21 protein-coding genes are annotated in these 17427 nt (G+C 63.1%); 10 read left to right on the top strand and 11 right to left on the bottom strand.

Annotation, left to right across the window (positions count from 1 at the left end; translation table 11 throughout):
* Positions 1 to 262, top strand: a 262-nt coding sequence (locus tag Q0Y42_RS01275) for a DUF1176 domain-containing protein (protein WP_297799299.1), incomplete at its 5' end; no start/stop codon positions are given.
* A gap of 53 nt (positions 263 to 315) precedes the next feature.
* On the opposite strand, the gene Q0Y42_RS01270 is transcribed toward Q0Y42_RS01275, so the two are convergent.
* The 8 genes from Q0Y42_RS01270 to Q0Y42_RS01235 form a co-directional block, all read right to left on the bottom strand.
* Complete coding sequence (locus tag Q0Y42_RS01270) at positions 316 to 2103, bottom strand: DUF885 family protein (RefSeq protein ID WP_297799297.1); 1788 nt, start codon at positions 2101 to 2103, stop codon at positions 316 to 318.
* A 117-nt stretch (positions 2104 to 2220) separates the two neighbouring features.
* Positions 2221 to 4032: a DUF885 family protein gene (locus Q0Y42_RS01265; RefSeq protein WP_297799295.1), complete on the bottom strand. Its 1812-nt coding sequence runs from the start codon at positions 4030 to 4032 to the stop codon at positions 2221 to 2223.
* A gap of 109 nt (positions 4033 to 4141) precedes the next feature.
* Complete coding sequence (locus Q0Y42_RS01260) at positions 4142 to 4366, bottom strand: hypothetical protein (protein ID WP_297799293.1); 225 nt, start codon at positions 4364 to 4366, stop codon at positions 4142 to 4144.
* A gap of 63 nt (positions 4367 to 4429) precedes the next feature.
* Positions 4430 to 5263 (bottom strand): S-formylglutathione hydrolase, encoded by an 834-nt coding sequence (gene fghA / locus Q0Y42_RS01255; RefSeq protein WP_297799291.1) that lies wholly within the window; start codon positions 5261 to 5263, stop codon positions 4430 to 4432.
* Positions 5264 to 5274: 11 nt separating this feature from the next.
* The gene (locus Q0Y42_RS01250) at positions 5275 to 5850 is read right to left on the bottom strand and encodes a hypothetical protein (RefSeq protein WP_297799288.1); all 576 of its coding nucleotides are present in this window, start codon (positions 5848 to 5850) and stop codon (positions 5275 to 5277) included.
* A gap of 81 nt (positions 5851 to 5931) precedes the next feature.
* Positions 5932 to 6633 (bottom strand): hypothetical protein, encoded by a 702-nt coding sequence (locus Q0Y42_RS01245; RefSeq protein WP_297799286.1) that lies wholly within the window; start codon positions 6631 to 6633, stop codon positions 5932 to 5934.
* Between the two features lie 177 nt (positions 6634 to 6810).
* Positions 6811 to 7194 carry a VOC family protein gene (locus Q0Y42_RS01240; protein WP_297799284.1) on the bottom strand — a complete coding sequence of 128 codons (384 nt, stop codon included), beginning with the start codon at positions 7192 to 7194 and terminating at the stop codon, positions 6811 to 6813.
* A 69-nt stretch (positions 7195 to 7263) separates the two neighbouring features.
* Positions 7264 to 8370 carry an S-(hydroxymethyl)glutathione dehydrogenase/class III alcohol dehydrogenase gene (locus Q0Y42_RS01235; protein WP_297799283.1) on the bottom strand — a complete coding sequence of 369 codons (1107 nt, stop codon included), beginning with the start codon at positions 8368 to 8370 and terminating at the stop codon, positions 7264 to 7266.
* A gap of 177 nt (positions 8371 to 8547) precedes the next feature.
* Between Q0Y42_RS01235 and Q0Y42_RS01230 the strand changes: the two genes are divergently transcribed.
* Complete coding sequence (locus tag Q0Y42_RS01230; RefSeq protein ID WP_297799282.1) at positions 8548 to 9432, top strand: LysR family transcriptional regulator; 885 nt, start codon at positions 8548 to 8550, stop codon at positions 9430 to 9432.
* Here Q0Y42_RS01230 and Q0Y42_RS01225 read toward each other — a convergent pair.
* The gene (locus tag Q0Y42_RS01225) at positions 9429 to 10880 is read right to left on the bottom strand and encodes an amidohydrolase family protein (protein WP_297799280.1); all 1452 of its coding nucleotides are present in this window, start codon (positions 10878 to 10880) and stop codon (positions 9429 to 9431) included. The two genes, Q0Y42_RS01230 and Q0Y42_RS01225, sit on opposite strands and share 4 nt — an antisense overlap.
* Positions 10881 to 10922: 42 nt before the next feature.
* On the opposite strand from Q0Y42_RS01225, the gene Q0Y42_RS01220 reads away from it, so the two are divergent.
* Positions 10923 to 11642 (top strand): NAD-dependent deacylase, encoded by a 720-nt coding sequence (locus tag Q0Y42_RS01220; RefSeq protein ID WP_297799278.1) that lies wholly within the window; start codon positions 10923 to 10925, stop codon positions 11640 to 11642.
* On the opposite strand, the gene Q0Y42_RS01215 is transcribed toward Q0Y42_RS01220, so the two are convergent.
* The gene (locus Q0Y42_RS01215) at positions 11639 to 11962 is read right to left on the bottom strand and encodes a YnfA family protein (protein ID WP_297799276.1); all 324 of its coding nucleotides are present in this window, start codon (positions 11960 to 11962) and stop codon (positions 11639 to 11641) included. The two genes, Q0Y42_RS01220 and Q0Y42_RS01215, sit on opposite strands and share 4 nt — an antisense overlap.
* 147 nt (positions 11963 to 12109) lie before the next feature.
* On the opposite strand from Q0Y42_RS01215, the gene Q0Y42_RS01210 reads away from it, so the two are divergent.
* The 5 genes from Q0Y42_RS01210 to truA all read left to right on the top strand — a co-directional run bounded on the left by Q0Y42_RS01210 (position 12110) and on the right by truA (position 15148).
* Positions 12110 to 12529 (top strand): acyl-CoA thioesterase, encoded by a 420-nt coding sequence (locus Q0Y42_RS01210; RefSeq protein WP_297799272.1) that lies wholly within the window; start codon positions 12110 to 12112, stop codon positions 12527 to 12529.
* Between the two features lie 89 nt (positions 12530 to 12618).
* Positions 12619 to 13179, top strand: coding sequence for a peptide deformylase (gene def / locus Q0Y42_RS01205; RefSeq protein WP_297799270.1), 561 nt, complete (start codon positions 12619 to 12621; stop codon positions 13177 to 13179).
* Positions 13180 to 13392: a hypothetical protein gene (locus Q0Y42_RS01200; protein ID WP_297799268.1), complete on the top strand. Its 213-nt coding sequence runs from the start codon at positions 13180 to 13182 to the stop codon at positions 13390 to 13392.
* 65 nt (positions 13393 to 13457) lie between these two features.
* Positions 13458 to 14396 carry a methionyl-tRNA formyltransferase gene (gene fmt, locus Q0Y42_RS01195; protein ID WP_297799266.1) on the top strand — a complete coding sequence of 313 codons (939 nt, stop codon included), beginning with the start codon at positions 13458 to 13460 and terminating at the stop codon, positions 14394 to 14396.
* A gap of 2 nt (positions 14397 to 14398) precedes the next feature.
* Positions 14399 to 15148, top strand: a complete 750-nt coding sequence (gene truA / locus Q0Y42_RS01190) for a tRNA pseudouridine(38-40) synthase TruA (protein ID WP_297799264.1) — start codon at positions 14399 to 14401, stop codon at positions 15146 to 15148.
* Here truA and Q0Y42_RS01185 read toward each other — a convergent pair whose 3' ends face one another.
* The gene (locus tag Q0Y42_RS01185) at positions 15149 to 15595 is read right to left on the bottom strand and encodes a YidB family protein (RefSeq protein WP_297799262.1); all 447 of its coding nucleotides are present in this window, start codon (positions 15593 to 15595) and stop codon (positions 15149 to 15151) included.
* Between the two features lie 248 nt (positions 15596 to 15843).
* Between Q0Y42_RS01185 and Q0Y42_RS01180 the strand changes: the two genes are divergently transcribed.
* Together Q0Y42_RS01180 and Q0Y42_RS01175 are read left to right on the top strand one after the other, a co-directional pair.
* Positions 15844 to 16422 (top strand): CHAP domain-containing protein, encoded by a 579-nt coding sequence (locus Q0Y42_RS01180; RefSeq protein ID WP_366107865.1) that lies wholly within the window; start codon positions 15844 to 15846, stop codon positions 16420 to 16422.
* A 122-nt stretch (positions 16423 to 16544) separates the two neighbouring features.
* Complete coding sequence (locus tag Q0Y42_RS01175) at positions 16545 to 17390, top strand: tryptophan 2,3-dioxygenase (protein WP_297799260.1); 846 nt, start codon at positions 16545 to 16547, stop codon at positions 17388 to 17390.
* Positions 17391 to 17427: the final 37 nt, after the last annotated feature.

Raw genomic sequence — 17427 nt, 5'->3', positions numbered from 1 at the left:
GGCCAATGACGGCTCGAATGCCCGCCTCGTCAGCTTCCCGACGACCGGCCAAGCTGTCACGCAGTTGATCAACAGCAACTATGATCCAAAGTCCCGCACTCTCCGCGCCTTCGGCAAGGGGCGCGGCATCGGCGATTGCGGCGAGGCTGCCGAGTGGGTTTGGACGGGCCGGAGCTTTAGCTTGCTGAGCGAGGTGACCATGACCGATTGCCTCGGCATTCACTGGACGCAGTGGCCGTCAACCTATTCTGCGACCCTATAAGGCAAAGGGCCGGAGGTGATCCTCCGGCCCTCATTTCATGGATAGCGCTCAGGTTAGCCCCGCAAACGCTTCTCCAGCACGGCCAACGGCATCGAGCCGCTGAGCAGCACCTTGTCGTGGAACTGGCGAAGATCGAAGCCCGGCTTGGCCTCGGCCTCGGCGCGAAGGCGGGCGATCACCGTGTGGCCGACCTTGTAGGCACAGGCCTGACCCGGCCAGACGGTATAGCGGTTGATCTCGCTGTTGGCGGCATCGCGCGGCTTGGCCCCCGAGGCGACCATGTATTCCACGGCGTCCTCGCGGCTCCAGCGTTTGGCGTGCATGCCGGTATCGACCACCAGACGCACCGCGCGGAACAGATAGGACATCAGGAAGCCCGCACGGCCCAGCGGATAGTTGGCATAGGCGTTCATGTCGTTGGCTGCGACCTGTTCGGCATAAAGGGCCCAGCCCTCATTGAAGGCCGAGAAACCGCCCGCACGGCGCCATTGCGGCAACTCGCCCGCCTCGCGCTGCAGGGCCACCTGCAGGTGGTGGCCCGGCGAGGCCTCGTGATAGGTCAGGGTCGGCAGCGAGAAGCGCGGCCAGTTCCCGCTGTCACGCAGGTTGATGTAGTAGACACCCGGACGCGAGCCATCCAGCGGCGGTCCTTGGTAATAGCCGCCCGGTGCACCCGACTGGATCGACACCGGCACACGGCGCACCTCGACGTGGGTGCGCGGCAGACGGCCGAAATAGGCGGGCAGCATCGGGTCCAGCTGCTTGATCTGGTCGTTCAGCCACTTCAGCAGTTCTTCCTTGCCCTCGTCGGTATTGGGGAAGAGCTGGGCCGGATCCTTGTTCAGGGCATCAACGCGCTCGCCCACTGTGCCTTGGGTATAGCCCTGCGATTTCAGGATAACGTCCAGTTCGGCACTGATCTCGGCCACCTGCTCCACGCCCATGCGGTGGATTTCGTCCGCCGACAGAGTGGTGGTCGTGTTGGAGCGCAGGCCGTTGGCATAGAACTCCTCGCCCTGCGGCAGACGCCATGCACCGGCATCGTGAACCGCGCGGGTGCGCAGGTCCTCAAGGGTGGCGATCTGGCGGGCCAGCGCGGGTTTGACCTTGGTGTCCAGCAGGGTCTTGGCGCGGTCCTCATAACCCGACAGGCCCAAGGTTGCCTCCTTGCGGGCCAGCGCCTTGACCATCGACCAGTCCGATGCCGCCATATCACGCAGGGTGCGGATCTGCGGCAGGGCGCGGTCGATTATATAGTCCGGCGCAATCACGCCCATGGCCGCATCGGCGCGGGTGATTTCCGTCTCGCCGTCCAGTCGGTCGGCAAAGGCCTCAAGGCGGGCGAGGAAGCCGTCGGCCCCGTCCTTGTCCTCGATACGGTGCTGGTTCTCGAGGAAGTCCGGCGTCGAATAATAGCCGCCCGACAGCTGGGTCACGGCATAGGGCGAACGACCGCTGCCATAGGGAAGCGCAGCGCCAAGGGCAGACGTCTCGCGGCCAAAGGCGGCGATGTCATAGTTCAGCCTGCCCGCCTCGCTCAGGCCCGAGGTGTCGAAACGGCGGATTTCGTTCCAGCGGCTGATGGCCTTTGCGCGGTCATCCTCGCGGGCCTTCAGTCCGCCCTCGCTGAGGCGGTGGGACAGATAGGACAGCTCGCCCTTGTCCAGCCCCAGGCCCGTCGCCCGCTCCGGACTTTCCAGCAGGTCGGCATCGAACCAGCCATCCAGCAGGCTGTTCAGCCGCGCATCCGCATCACTCAAGGCCGCAGCAGCCTGTGCAAGGCTGGGTGCAGCAGCGGCCACGGCAGCGGCCCCCATCAATACCCGACGACGATCAATCATCTGACTTTCCCCTCAATACAAAAGGGCTGACGGCCCATCCTCCGTCAGCCCCGGTGATAGATAACGTGCTCCGCCGCGAAAAACCGTCGCAAAAGGCGGGTGAACACCGAAGTTTTATCAGCCGTTCCAGTTACCGATTTCGCGCTCCAGCACCGACAGCGGCACCGGACCCAACGCCAGACCGAAGTCATGATAGGCGCGGATGTCGAAACGGCTGCCCAGACGGGCCTCGGTTTCGCGGCGCAGGCGAGCCCAGACGTTGTGACCGACCTTGTAGGCACAGGCCTGACCGGTCCAGACACAGTAACGCTCGACCTCGGTGGTGACGTTGGACTCCTGGTCGCCCAGCACATCCACCATGTAGCGGATGGCCTGTTCACGGCTCCAGCGCTTGGCGTGCATGCCGGTATCGACCACCAGTCGCGAGGCGCGGAACATCAGCGATTGCAGATAGCCGATCTCGCCCAACGGATCGTCCTTATAGACGCCCATCTCGTCCGCCAGCTGCTCGGCATACAGGCCCCAGCCCTCAAGGTTGGCCGAGAAACCGATGCCCTTGAACAGCAGCGGCAGGTCGTCCTGCTCCATACCCAGCGCCACCTGGAAGTGGTGGCCCGGCGAGGCTTCGTGCCACGTCAGGGTACGCAGGGTGAATTTCGGCACTTCCGCGGTGTCGCGCAGGTTGATGTAGAAGGCCCCCGGACGCGAGCCATCCAGTGCTGGTCCCATATAGTAGCCGCCCGGCGCACCGATCTCGATCTCCGCCGGAATACGGCGCACCTCGACCGGCGATTTCGGCAGACGTCCGAAATACTGCGGCAGCAGGGTATCCATGTGGGCGATGTCGCGGTTGAGATCATCGATCAGCGCCTTCTTGCCCTCGTCGGTATTCGGATAGACCTGACCGGGCAGGTCCGACAGGCTGGCCACGCGCTCACCGACCGTACCCTGCGTCAGGCCGATCTTCTGCAGCAGGACCTCGGTCCGCGCCGTCAGTTCGGCCACCTGATCGAGGCCGACCTGATGGATCTCGTCCGCCGACATATCGGTGCTGGTGTAGTAGCGCAGGGCGCGGGCGTAGAACTCATCGCCCCGCGGCTGCTTCCATGCGCCGGCATCGTGGGTCGAACGCGGCAGGGCGGCTTCATAAAGCTCGATCTGCTTCTGGACCGCCGGATAGACTTTTTCCGCCAGAATGGCCGTGGCACGGCGCGCCCAGTCGCCCGCAAAGCCCTTGGCCTGTGCGCGCTCGACAAGGCTGCTGACCAGCGAATGGGCCGAGGGGTCGCCTTCAACCAGATTGCGCATCTGGGTCAGGGTCTTCTGGATGATGAAGTCGGGCGGGATCACGCCCATGGCCTGATCTTGCGCCGTCTTGACGCGGTCATGCTCCAATTGGACGGCGAAGTCTTCCAGACGCGCCAGATAGGCCTCGGCGTCATCGGATTCCTCGATGCGATGCTGGCTGCGCATAAAGTCCGGCACGAACTGGTACTGGCCGGTCAGTTGGCTGATGCGATAGGGGCTGGGATAGCCGCCAACACCATAGCCCATTTCCTCAAAGGCAATGCTGGTTTCGCCATAGAAGCTGACCCAGTCGAACCAGACGCGCTCGCCTTGCGACAGGGCATTGCGGTCAACGCGCGACAGCGCCTGCATGGTTTCGCGGAACAGACGGTCCTGCGACGCAAGATATTCGGGCGAGTTGTCGGAAAGCTTGTAGCGCGCCCATCCCTTGTCGCCGCGATCCATGCCAAACGCGGTCAGCGCCGTCGGATCATTGAGCAGGAAATCCTGCGTGATCTTGTCCAGCAAGGCGTGGAAAGTGGCCGAAGCCTCGCCGGACGGTGCAGCCAGTGCGGCCCCCATCGGCAGACTTGCGAATGCAGCACCGGCTGCAAATCCCTGAAGCAAACGACGACGGTCCATGCCAGTCCCCTCTCAATGGTCGCGGTTACGCGACACTAAGAACAACGGCCCCGCACGCAAGACGTACGGGGCCGTTTCAGGGATTAAGTTTGCGTCATGTGTCCGCGTGTTAAGCGGGCAGATGCTGCTTGATGCAGTCGCGGATGCCGCGCTTCAGATCGCCCGAGGCGGCGGGCTCATAGTGGCCCTCGGCCTGAAGGACAGCGCGGACGGCAGCGTCCAGACCCTTGGGCAGGGCCTCCACCACCTTCACCTGCCCCTTTTCGTGCAGGCAGAAGCCCAGCTCGGTGCACAGGGCGGAAAACATCGGTTCATAGGGGGCCAGATCGGTCATGCGCCCCCTCTAACATCACCTGCGGCTTTCCGACAGTGCGACCTTGGCTGCGGTTTTTAGGGGCTAGGCCTTCAGACGCGCTGCGTGGAAGGCGACGTGATCGGCAATGAAGCTGGCCATAAAGAAGTAGGAGTGGTCATAGCCCGGCTGCATCCGAAGCGTCAGCTTCTGGCCCGCCTTGTCGGCGGCGGCCTGAAGCAGTTCCGGCTTCAGCTGGTTTTCGAGGAAGCTGTCGGCATCGCCCTGATCGACAAGGATGTCGTCATAACGGCCCTTGGCCGCGCCCGCCTCGATCAGCAATGCGGCGTCGTGCTTGGCCCATTCGGCACGGTCTTCGCCCAGATAGGCGGTGAAGGCCTTCTCTCCCCACGGGCAGCGGGTCGGGGAAGAAATCGGCGCAAAGGCCGAGACCGACTTGAACAGGTCCGGATATTTCAGCGCCAGCGTCAGTGCGCCGTGACCGCCCATGGAGTGGCCCGAAATGCCGCGCACGCCATTGGCCGGAAACTGGGCCTCGACCTTTTCGATCAGTTCGCCGGTGACATAGGCTTCCATCTGGAAATGCGGTGCCCAAGGCTTTTGGGTCGCATTGACGTAAAAGCCCGCGCCCTGCCCCAGATCATAGGCCTCGTCATCGGCCACACCCTCACCGCGCGGCGAGGTGTCGGGCGCGACGATGATCACTCCATGCTCGGCGGCGGCCTGATAGGCACCGGCCTTGGTGGTGAAATTGTCCTCTGTGCAGGTCAGGCCAGACAGCCAGTAGAGGACCGGAAACGGGCCTGTACCCGCCGGAACGAAGACCGACAGGGTCATGGGCGTGCCGGTGGTGGCGCTGTCATGCTTGAGATAGCTGAGCTTGCCGCCGTGGACGGTGTGGGTTTTGACGGTTTCCATAATCACTCCGGTCAGTCAGGCCAGACGCGGGCCATGAACGCATCGTCCAGCAGGCCCTTGTCGCCAAAATATTGATACCAGTCCTTGGGGATGGGCGGACGCTCGCTGATCAGCGGCTCGCCGCCGCCATAGGCCTTGAAGCGCACGCCCACCAGCACGGGGCCGCCATTCACCGCAGGGGCGGCGATGGCATTGACGGCGGCGGTGACGCCCTCGACCTTTTCAGGGGACAGCTCGGGCTTGCTGCTGACGATCCACGACTTGGCGCGTTGGCCCGGCTTGATCATCACCAGCAGCATGTTGGATGAGCCCGCCTCGCGCGGAGCGGCCTTCAGCGCGGCCTCGGCGGCGGCGGTCACCTGATCCATATAGGGCGTCAGCGCCTTTTCATCGATGCGCTGTTTGATGATGTGGTCCGGCATATAGAGCCAGACATCTTCCTTTTCCCATGCGGGGGCCGCGGCCTGTTCCTCAGGGCTAGGACCCTTCATCTGCGGCGGCGTGCGGTCACAGGCCGACAGCGCGAACACGCAGGCGAGAGCCGCAAATCCTGAAGCGACGGGGGCGATACGGAAGGGCATGGCCAAGGCACAAATCCTGACAATGGGGGAGGCCCAAGCCTTAGCATGCGCCCTTCCCCTTTGTCCTCCCTGCAGGCGCTCGCCCGATCAACTGTCGGGGCGGACCACCTTGGTGACGGCACCCGTCTCATCCATAAAGGCAATACGGGCTTCACCGGCTTCGCTGACGGTCAGCACCAGACGCGGCTTGCCAGCGCCATCACGCAGGACCAGCTCCGACGCACCCGACACCGAGCGCCCCATGAAGGCACGCTGTGCGCCCTGATAGGCAGGATGTTTGACCGCTTCGGCCAGTTCCTCAGGCGACATCTGCCCCAGACGGCTGGTCAGTTCATAGTCCAGCGACTCCTCTGGCGGGTCGTTGACCACAACGCCGGACATGCGCCGCCCGCCTTCCTGCATGCCCATGAGCTGCACGGTCTGATCCTGCTCATAGCCATCAAAGGTCAGGCTGCCGCCGGAGGATTTCGCGCCATCGGCGTTCTTGCCGCCAAAGACCAGACCCCCGACCTCGGTGCCTTCCTCATTCATGAACAGAAGGCCCGCCGTGTCGCGGTTGGGGTGGGGATATTCCTGCCCCCGCACCGGCATGCCGGGGAAACTGGCCTGATTGGAAATGACCATCCGCAGGGTGCCGTCCGGCTCTCTGACATTGATGCGCTGGACGTCGATCTCGGTAAATTTGGCCGGTCCTATCCCAACCGTGGCCGCCGACACCATCACACCGATGACCGCAGCGGTCAGGATACCGGAATAGGTGACGAGTGCTTTTTGCGCGTCGAATTTCATGAACATGCCCCACTGATGTTGGCGACAATCTATGGGGCCGCCGCCTGCGAAACACGTTACATCGCCGTTAGAGGGTGGAGCGGGTTGTTTAAATCTAAGTATCGGTTTTTAAATACAAAAAGGAGACCGCAGAGCGCTCTCCTTTTTTCGCACACCATGACGATGGCGTAATGCCGGTTAGGCCACGCGGTACATGGCGCAGATCTTGTTGCCAGCGGGATCGCGCAAGTAAGCGAGATAGAGATTGCCAAACGGGCTTTCGCGCAGGCCCGGCGCATCCTCGATCGGGGTGCCGCCCGCTCCAACGCCTGCCTTGTGGAAAGCCAGAACCGCTTCCTCGCTGTCGGCGGCAAAGCCGATGGTGCTGCCGTTGGCGCAGGTGGCGGGCTCGCCGTTGATCGGGATCGCAATACCGAAGGAGCCGTTGCGGGTCATATACATGACGCGACCCATGCCCGGAATCTTGCGGCCCTCGCGATGGCCCAAGGCCCCCAGTGCCGCGTCGTAAAACGCCTTGGACGCTTCCAGATCGGCGGCCCCCAGAATGACGTGCGAAATCATAAAAAACTCCCCTCGATATCGTTATCGAGGGGAGCTTAAACCTAGTCAGTTGCTTTTGGCAACTATGCCTTAGAAAACGATGACCGAACGGATCGACTTGCCTTCGTGCATCAGGTCGAAGGCCTTGTTGATGTCTTCCAGACCGAAGGTGTGGGTGATCATCGGATCGATCTCGATCTTGCCGTCCATGTACCAGTCAACGATCTTCGGCGTGTCAGTACGGCCGCGCGCACCACCAAAGGCCGAACCGCGCCAGACGCGGCCCGTCACCAGCTGGAACGGACGGGTGGCGATTTCCTTGCCGGCTTCAGCGACGCCGATGATGATGCTTTCACCCCAGCCACGGTGGCAGGATTCCAGCGCCTGACGCATGACGTCGGTGTTGCCGGTGCAGTCGAAGGTGTAGTCGGCACCACCGTCGGTCAGGCGGATGACCTCGGCCACCACGTCCGGCGTGTTCTTCGGGTTGATGAAGTCCGTCATGCCGAAGCGACGGCCCCACTCTTCCTTGTCGCCGTTCAGATCAACGCCGATGATCTTGTCGGCGCCGACCATCTTCAGGCCCTGAATGACGTTCAGGCCGATACCACCCAGACCGAAGACCACGCAGTTCGAGCCCGGCTCGACCTTGGCGGTGTTGGTCACCGCGCCCACGCCCGTGGTCACGCCACAGCCGATGTAGCAGGCCTTGTCGAAGGGCGCGTCCTTGCGGATTTTCGCCACGGCGATTTCCGGCATGACGGTGAAGTTCGAGAAGGTCGAGCAACCCATATAGTGGTGGATGGTCTGGCCCTTGTAGGAGAAGCGCGAGGTGCCATCCGGCATCAGGCCCTTGCCTTGCGTGCCACGGATCGAGGTGCACAGGTTGGTCTTGCGCGACAGGCACGACTTACACTGGCGGCATTCCGGCGTGTAGAGCGGGATCACATGATCGCCGACTTCGAGGCTGGTCACGCCCGGGCCGACTTCGACCACAACGCCCGCGCCTTCGTGGCCGAGGATCGACGGGAACAGACCTTCAGAGTCCAGACCATCGAGGGTGTAGGCGTCGGTGTGGCAGACACCGGTGGCCTTGATCTCGATCATCACCTCGCCGAAGCGCGGACCTTCCAGATCGACTTCGACGATTTCCAGCGGCTTCTTGGCTTCAAACGCTACAGCGGCGCGGGTTTTCATAGTTGGTTTCCTCCGGAGGCCCCTATCGCTCGGCCCGCGGGGCCTCGCTGCTTGAGGGGATTTCCGTGAAAGTGGCTGACGTTGTGTGTGGTTTTACGCTGCGTTTGGGGTCGCGCCTACCGGTAACAACCGCAAAACATTATTGCGTATTAGCAACAATCCTGCTGCAACGTCCCGATGAGCAGATGGGACGGGATCGACGAGTTTACGGCGGTGGCCGAGCAGGCCAGCTTTTCCGGCGCGGCGAAGCGATTGGGGCTGTCCACCTCGGCGGTCAGTCGCGAGATCGCGCGGCTTGAGGACCGCTTGCAGACGCGCCTGCTCCACCGCACCACGCGCCGCGTCGAGCTGACCGATGCGGGACGCGAGTTCCTGGCCCGCTGTCGCCGCCTGATCGACGAACGCGACGAGGCGCTGGCGGCCATCCAGCCCGATGACCACGCCCCGCGCGGCCTGCTGCGGATGACCTGCTCCGTCTCCTATGGCGAGCGGTTCATCGCGCCTGCCGTCAACACCTTTGCCCGTCAGTATCCCGAACTGCGGATCGACCTCGATCTGGATAATCGCCTGCGCGACCTCGTAGGCGAGGGCTATGATCTGGCCATCCGTTTCGGCCATCTGACAGACTCGCGGCTGATGGCACGCCGTCTGGCCTCACGCTCGCTGATCCTGTGCGCTAGCCCCGACTATCTGACCCGCCGAGGTGCCCCGCGCGACCTGTCCGAAATCGCCAGCCACGACACGCTCAGCGGCACATCCCAGCAATGGCGTTTCACCGAGAGCGGGCGCGAAATCACCCTGACGCCCATGAGCCGCTGGCGCTGTAACTCCGGCACGGCGGTGATGGATGCGGCCCTGCAAGGGCTGGGTCTGTGCCAGCTGCCGGACTTCTATGTGCGCGAGGCCCTGAAAACCGGAGAACTGGTCTCTGTTCTGGATGCACACCGTCCGCCCGATGAAGGGGTGTGGGCTGTCCATCCCCACCCGCGTCACGTCCCGCCCAAGGTGCGAGCCATGATCGACTGGCTACAGGACCATTTGGCGGCGACCACCAGACCCTAGGGGTTGGCAGCCCTCGCCTCGGCCACCTTGGCACGGATGTCGGCATCCAGTTGCTGCAAGGCTTCCAGATCATGGACACGCCCGCCCAGCACGACCGTCCGGATTTGGCGGGTGGCCGCAATATCCTCAAGCGGATTGGCCTCCAGCACGATCAGGTCCGCGACCTTGCCCGCCGCGACCGAACCATAGTGGGCACCCTGCCCCATCAGGGCCGGACCGTTGATGACCGAGGCTTCCAAAGCCTCGCGCGGTGTCAGGCCATTGGCGACATAGAGCGCCAGTTCGTCATGAAGCGAGAAGCCCGGATAGTTGTAGCTGTTCAGATAGCCCGCATCCGTCCCCGCCAGAATACGCACGCCCGCCTGACGCAGCAGCGGCAGGGTCTTGAGCGTCACCTCTTCGACGAAATGGCGGTCGGCCACCATCTGCGGAGTCGCCTGCTTCGACCGCTCGACGCGCCAATCATAGGTGGCGACAATCCCCGGCCCTACATAGGCCAGTTCGCGGTCGGCGGAATGATCCCCGCTGTCCAGATGGGCAATAACCGACGAGCCATGCTGGGTGGGCGAGGCCATAACGCCCAGCTCGACCAGACGGCGATAGGCGCGAAGGGCGACCTCTTCGTCAAAGGTCTGTGCATAGCGGGCCATGGCCTCGGCATAGGTCAGCCTGCCCGCGATATAGTCCGCCGAAATCTGCGCCTCGTCGCGCGATCCGGCCTTCATCAGATAGTTCAGATGCTCGATGGTCGACAGGCCTGCCTCCGCCGCCTGAAGCACCGTTAATTCCATCGGAATATGGGCCGACGTCTTCATGCCCCGCGCCTTGGCCTGTGATACGGCATAGAGGAAAAGCTCGGGCGTCAGGGTGTTGTCGGTGATCTTGACGAAGTCGACATCGAGCGCCTGAAGTCGGTCCAGCGCCGCATCCACATCGGCCTCGCTGCCCGCCTCGATGACACCTTTCCAGACGGGGGCGATGCCTTCGATCTTGGGACCGGAGGTGAAGATGCGCGGTGCAATCGCGCGCGGGCTTTGCGCCCGCCATTCCAGAACCGTCTGCGCCAGATCGCCCGCCGCATCGCGCACCGCCGTTACACCGTTCAGGACAAACAGAGGCAACAGGTCAGCGTTTTCCTCTTCCAGACCCGCACCGCCAAAATGGATGTGATTGTCCCACAGGCCGGGCATGACATAGTCCCCCCCGACATGAAGCATCCGGCCCGCGTCATACCGCTCGGCCTGATCACAGTCGGCGACCACATCGACGATCACCCCGTCGCGGATGGCGATCGACTGGTCCGGCATCACGCGGCCCGCTGCCACATCCACAACGCGGGCATTCTGGATGATCAGATCGACCTGTACCGGCTCGGCATGGGCGGCAGAGGCCAGAACAAGACCCAAGGTGCCAAGGGCGACGGTGGCGGCATACAAACGCTTGAACATCGTTCGACTATGATCAAGGGTTGATGACCTCACAATCCCGCCGTGTGGATTTCCATGAACATTGTCGTCCTGACCGGAGCCGGAATATCTGCCGAAAGCGGCGTGCCGACCTTTCGGGCCAGCGATGGCCTGTGGGAAGGGCATCGCGTGGAAGAGGTCGCCACGCCCGAAGGCTTTGCCGCCAACCCTGCACTGGTCCAGCAGTTCTACAACCAGCGCCGCGCCTTCCTGTCAGAGGTGGAGCCGAACGCCGCCCATCTGGCGCTGGCCGAACTGGCGGCCCGTTGGCAGGGGGATTTCACCCTCGTCACGCAGAATGTCGATGACCTTCACGACCGCGCCCACGAGCGGATCAAACCCGCCGACGGTTTCTCCCTGATCCACATGCACGGCGAGCTGCTCAAGGTCCGCTGTACCCGCACCGGCAAGGTCAGGGACTGGCACAGCGATCTTCAGCCCTATCACCCGTCACCGTTCGATCCGGCGGGCTATCTGCGCCCGCACATCGTCTGGTTCGGGGAGATCCCGCTGGAGATGGAACGGATCGAGAAGGCCCTGTCGGAGTGCGAAATCTTCCTGTCCATCGGAACGTCGGGCAATGTCTATCCGGCGGCGGGCTTTGTGCAGCTGGCCGCCATGGCGGGCGCACGGACGATCGAGATCAATCTGGAGCCGACCGTCGGCCGCAACCTGTTCTCGGAGCATCTCTACGGTCCCGCGACCAAGGTCCTGCCGCCTTTTCTGGCTGACCTGCAGCCCTAGGTTCTCGGTCCAAGCAGGATGATGGCCGCCCCGATCAGGCAGACCGCCCCGCCGATCAGGTCCCAATGGTCCGGCACGGTCTTTTCAACCACCCTCATCCACACCAGAGACGCACAGATATAGACCCCGCCATAGGCCGCGAACGCCCGCCCAGCCGCGTCGCTGGGCACCAGTGTCAGCAGCCACGCAAAGGCGATCAGGCTCACCACCCCCGGCACCAGCCACAGCGGCGAGCGGTCGAGCTTCAGCCATGCCCAAAAGGCAAAGCATCCCGCAATCTCGGCAAACGCCGCCAAGGGATAGACCAGAGCCAGTTTCATCCCCTGTGTGAAGCATCCAAGCCCCCGCCACACAAGCGTTTCATCCCGATACCCAAGGTGATTTGCGAAAACGGGTCGTCATCGCCATTTTGCGACGCAACAAAGGCCCGCCCCCTTAGTTTTCGTTTTCGGGCCAACGGATTCATCATGACGACCGACGCCATCAATCCCCCGACCCTGCCGACGACCAAGCCCTATGGCCGCATCATTGCCATGCCTGCCGACACCAACCCCGACGGCGACATCTTTGGTGGCTGGCTTCTGGCACAGATGGACTTGCACGGTGCCACCCCTGCGTTCGAGCGCGCCGGTGGCCGCTGCGCGACCGTGGCTCTGGACGGCATGGTCTTCCACCAGCCGGTGACCATCGGTGACGAGGTGACCATCTATGCCCGCATCATCCACACGGGCCGTACCTCGATCCGCGTCCACGTCGAGGCCTGGAAGCGTGCCCGTGGTCAGGCCGAGGAAGAAAGCGTCCGCGTGACCGAGGGCATCTTCACCTATGTCGCCATCAACGAGGACCGCAAGCCGCGCCCGATCCCGGAAGTCTCGCCGCTGGCCTGATCGGCAGCGCCTTCGTCCCAAATGTGATACTATGATGCCAAGGTCGCGCATTCCTTGACCTTGGCATCAGCAGACCCTACCTCCCGACCATGGCTATCCGACGCATCCTGACCATCGACATTCCGGCCGATCTGGCCATCCTCAAGACCGTGGCCAAGCCGGTCGAAAGCGTGACGGACGAAACCCGTGCGCTGATGGATGACATGCTGGAAACCATGTACGACGCCCCCGGCATCGGCCTGGCCGCGCCGCAGATCGGCGTGCTGGATCGCGTTGTGGTCATGGACCTGGGCGACGGCATCGTCCCTGAGGGTCTGGAAGGCGAGGAAGCCGAGAAGGCCGCCCGTAACCCGCGCTATTTCGTCAATCCGGAAGTGCTGTGGGCATCCGAAGAGACCCAGCCGTACGAAGAAGGCTGCCTGTCGGTCCCGTCCTACTATGACGAGGTCCAGCGCCCGGCCCGCGTGCGCGTCTCCTACCTGAACTATCAGGGCGAGAAGATCGAGGAAGAGATCGACGGCCTGTACGCTGTCTGCTTCCAGCATGAACTGGACCACCTCAACGGCGTTCTGTTCATCGACCACCTGTCGCGCCTGCGTCGCGACCGTGCTGTGACCAAGGTCAAGAAACACCAAAGGATGGCTGCCTAAATGTCCCGTCGCCAACGCCGTGAAATCCAGTCCCGCCGTCCGATGACCCGCGCTGCCAAGGTGGGCGTGGCTTCGGCTGCGACCATCGTGGGCGTCGCCGCCATCGGCGTGATCGCCGGCCTGCTGCTGGATCGTCTGCTCGATTTTGACGACGCGCTGGACGCGGGCGGTGCATGGGATCTGGACGGCTCGACCCACACCCGCTGGCAGTAAGCCTCACCTTCCTTTAAAGGCGAGGCCCTCCCGTCCATGTTCCGGCACGGGATGAAGGAGTCATCATGCGCCTCGCCTTTATGGGAACCCCCGAATTCGCCGTGCCGTCGCTGGCCGAGCTGATCGCCGCCGGTCACGAGATCGTCGCGGTCTATTCCCAGCCGCCCCGCCCCAAGGGCCGTGGCCAGAAGCTGACCCCCTCGCCCGTCCATGCCTTTGCAGAGTCGATGGGCCTGCCGGTGTTTACGCCGGAATCCATGAAATCGGATGAGGCCATTGCCCAGTTCCAGTCGCTGGATCTGGATGCCGCCATCGTCGTCGCCTATGGCCAGATCCTGAAAACCGAAGTGCTGGAAGCGCCGGCTCTGGGCTGCTTCAACCTGCATGGCTCCATGCTGCCGCGCTGGCGCGGTGCCGCCCCGATCCAGCGCGCCATCATGGCCGGTGACAAGCAGACCGCCGTTCAGGTCATGCGCATGAGCGAGGGTCTGGACGAGGGTGCCATCATCTTGTCGGAAGTCATGGACATCCTGCCGACCGACACCGCCGCCTCCCTGTCCGAGCGTATGAGCCACACCGGCGCCGCCCTTTGGTCGCGCGCCCTTGCCGCCATCGAGCGCGGAGGTGCCCAAGAGGTCGAACAGGTCGGCGAGGTCACCTACGCCAAGAAGATCACCTCCGCCGAGGCCCAGATCGACTGGACCCGTCCCGCCGCCGAGGTCGACTGCCACATCCGCGGCCTGTCGCCCTTCCCCGGCGCATGGTTCGAGGTCGAGGTCGATGGCCAGCCCGTCCGCATCAAGGCACTCCTGTCCGAAGTGGTGGATGCCTCGGGCCAAGCGGGCGAACTGCTGGACCAGAACCTGACGATTGCCTGTGGTGAAGGTGCCGTACGCCTGATCCGCGCCCAACGTGCGGGCAAGGCCCAGCAGTCGGGCGCGGAGCTGCTCAACGGCTTTAAGATCCCGACGGGGACCATTTTTAGTTCGGCTCAGCGCACCTAAAGATGCCCCGCTATCGCTTCACGGTCGAATACGACGGCTCGGCCTACAACGGCTTTCAGGCCCAGAAAGACCAGCCCACGGTTCAGGGCGCGCTGGAAGCTGCCATCAAGGCGTTCAGCGGTCAGGACGTGCGGATCGCCGCTGCGGGCCGCACCGATACGGGCGTCCACGCTACAGGACAGACCTGCCATGTCGATCTGGACAAGGACTGGCCTGCCCGCACCGTCATGAACGCCATGAACGCCCACATGCTGGACGAGCGTGTGTCGGTGCTGGACTGCGTTCCGGTGTCGGATGAGTGGCACGCGCGGTTCACCGCCAATGGCCGCAAATACCTGTACCGCATCCTGAACCGACCGGGCCGTCCGGCCATCGATCAGGGCCGCGTCTGGCACGTCAAAAAGCCGCTGGATGCCGAGGCCATGCACGCGGCCGCGCAATATCTGTTGGGCCAGCACGACTTCACCACCTTCCGTGACGCCCAGTGTCAGGCCCAAAGCCCGATCAAGACCATGGACGTGGCGCGTGTAACCCGTGTCGGCAACGAGGTGCATCTGGTGTTCGAGGCGCGCAGCTTCCTGCACCGTCAGGTGCGCTCCATGACCGGATCGCTGGCCGAGGTGGGCCTTGGCCGCTGGACGCCCGAAGATTTCAAGGCCGCCCTCGATGCCGCCGACCGCACGCGTTGCGGACCGGTTGCACCGTCGGACGGCCTTTATCTGACCGGCGTCACCTACGACACCGAAAGCTGATTACTTCTTCAGCATCCCGCCAAGGATGCTGCCCAGGTTGCCCAGTCCGCCACCAGCACCGCCACCCAACAGACCGCCGAGGATGTCGCCCATATCCACGCCCTGTTTCGGGTTGGCGGCATCGCCATCGGGCGTCAGCTTGTCGATGATGATCGGCAGGGCCATGGCCAGCACGCCTGCGGCCTGAGCGGGCGAGACACCCAGCTTTTGTGCGAATTGGCCAATCGGGCCAGAGCCGATGATAGCTTCGATCTGCTGGGCCGAGATCGGCAGGTTGTTACCGCGACCCAGCCACGACTTGGCAATGTCGCCCAGTCCGCCAGCGCTGAACTTCTGGGTCAGGCCCTGCACGCCGCCCTGTGACTCGATCAATTCCTGCACGCCGCCGATCGCTTCGGCACCGCCCGGAAGGCCGCCCTTACCCATCAGTTCTTCCAGAAAGCTCATGGCAACCTCCACACTGTGCGCCGTTTGACCGGTCAAGCTGGCATTAGCTGTGGATTTTTCTATCCGCGTAAATGCAAACCTCTGTGACCGTCAAACACAGGTCTACGAGTGCCCAAAAGCCCTGTGATTTCGCGGGAGCAGCATGATCGGTAACAGCAAAGGTTAACCCCGCATTAACCTTTCAAATCCACATTTTCACAGTGGTTTTGCAGTGACAATCCGAAACAAAGCTTCAAACCCGCAAAAACATGCGCTACCAGTTTGCCACCAACAGACAACCAGCCAGGGGAGCACGCCCGATGATGAAACGGCTCACTGCTGCTACGCTAGCGGCTGCACTCGGCTTTTTCTCGTTCAATCCGGCACCGGCTCAGGCTGGCGATCCGTATTGGCAATGCGTCACCTTCGCCCGGATGTTCTCCGGGATTCAAATTTTCGGCGATGCCTGGACCTGGTGGCGCCAAGCGGTTGATCGCTTCCGTACAGGTAACGCACCAGAGACCGGTTCGGTTCTCGTTTTTCAGCCACACGGTCGTATGCGTTCCGGTCACGTCGCTGTCGTTTCGGACGTGCTGACCGATCGGGTGATCCGCGTCACCCACGCCAACTGGGGCGGAAGCCGCGGAAAGGTCGAAGAGAATGTCACCGTCGTTGACGTCTCTCCCGAAGGCAACTGGAGCCGCGTGAAGGTCTGGTACAATCCGATCAACGGACTGGGGACCACCATCTACCCGACCTACGGCTTCGTTTATAACAATGCCCGTAACGCCATGGCCGAGGGCCGACAGATCGCCCAGAACGCCATTTCGGCACACGAAACCAACTGAGCCCCGCTCGGTTGAAACAAGCCCCGGCCCACCGCCGGGGCTTTTTCGTGGGCGCTGTGCGGCGGCTCACGTTAAAAATCTGCACACTGGAATGACACGGCATAACGGGCGATAGATTCCGTATGACAAAGTCATCCGACCAAATCCGCAGCCAATCCATCGAGAACGCCCGTCATGAGCCGCAAGGGATCACCTATGCCGGCTATCTGGCGCTGGACGAGCTTTTGTCGGCCCAGAAGCCGCGATCGGACGAGCATGACGAGATGCTGTTCGTCATCATCCACCAGACCAAGGAACTGTGGCTCAAGCAGATCCTGCACGAGGTCGCGCTGGCCCAAAGCCTGATCCGTGCGGGCAATCTGGTGCCCGCCTATAAGTCTCTGGCCCGCGTCAGCCGCATCCAGTCGGTCATGACCCAGAGCTGGGACATTCTGGCGACCATGACGCCTGCCGACTACTTGCGCTTCCGTGGCGACCTTGGCTCGTCCTCGGGCTTCCAGAGCGACCAGTTCCGCCGTCTGGAGACCATGCTGGGCCTGAAGGACCCGCGCTTCCTTCGCTTCCACGCCGAACGGCCAGAGGCCCACGCCGCCCTTGTCGCCGCACTGGAGGCCCCCAGCCTCTATGACGATGCCCTGCGCCAGTTGGCGCTCGCGGGCGTATCGGTGCCGCAGGAGGTGCTGGAACGCGACGTCTCCCAAACCTATGAGCCACACCCCGGTGTCGAGGCCGCGTGGCTGGAGGTCTATCGCAATACCGAGAAATGGTGGCCCCTGTATCAGTTGGCCGAAAAGCTGGTCGATCTGGACGACGCCCTGCTGACGTGGCGGCACAAACATGTGGTCACGGTCGAGCGCATCATCGGCCGCCGTCAGGGGACGGGCGGCACCGACGGCGTCGGCTATCTGGTCGAGACATTGAAACGCCGTTGTTTCCCGGAACTGTGGTCGCTGCGTACAAAGTTGTAACCTAGCAACCATTCCTCGAGGGCGGGAGTTCACGTCA

Source organism: uncultured Brevundimonas sp. (assembly GCF_947305955.1).
In the GTDB taxonomy this organism is placed as follows: Bacteria; Pseudomonadota; Alphaproteobacteria; order Caulobacterales; family Caulobacteraceae; genus Brevundimonas.
This window is presented reverse-complemented; position numbering and strand designations above follow the sequence as displayed.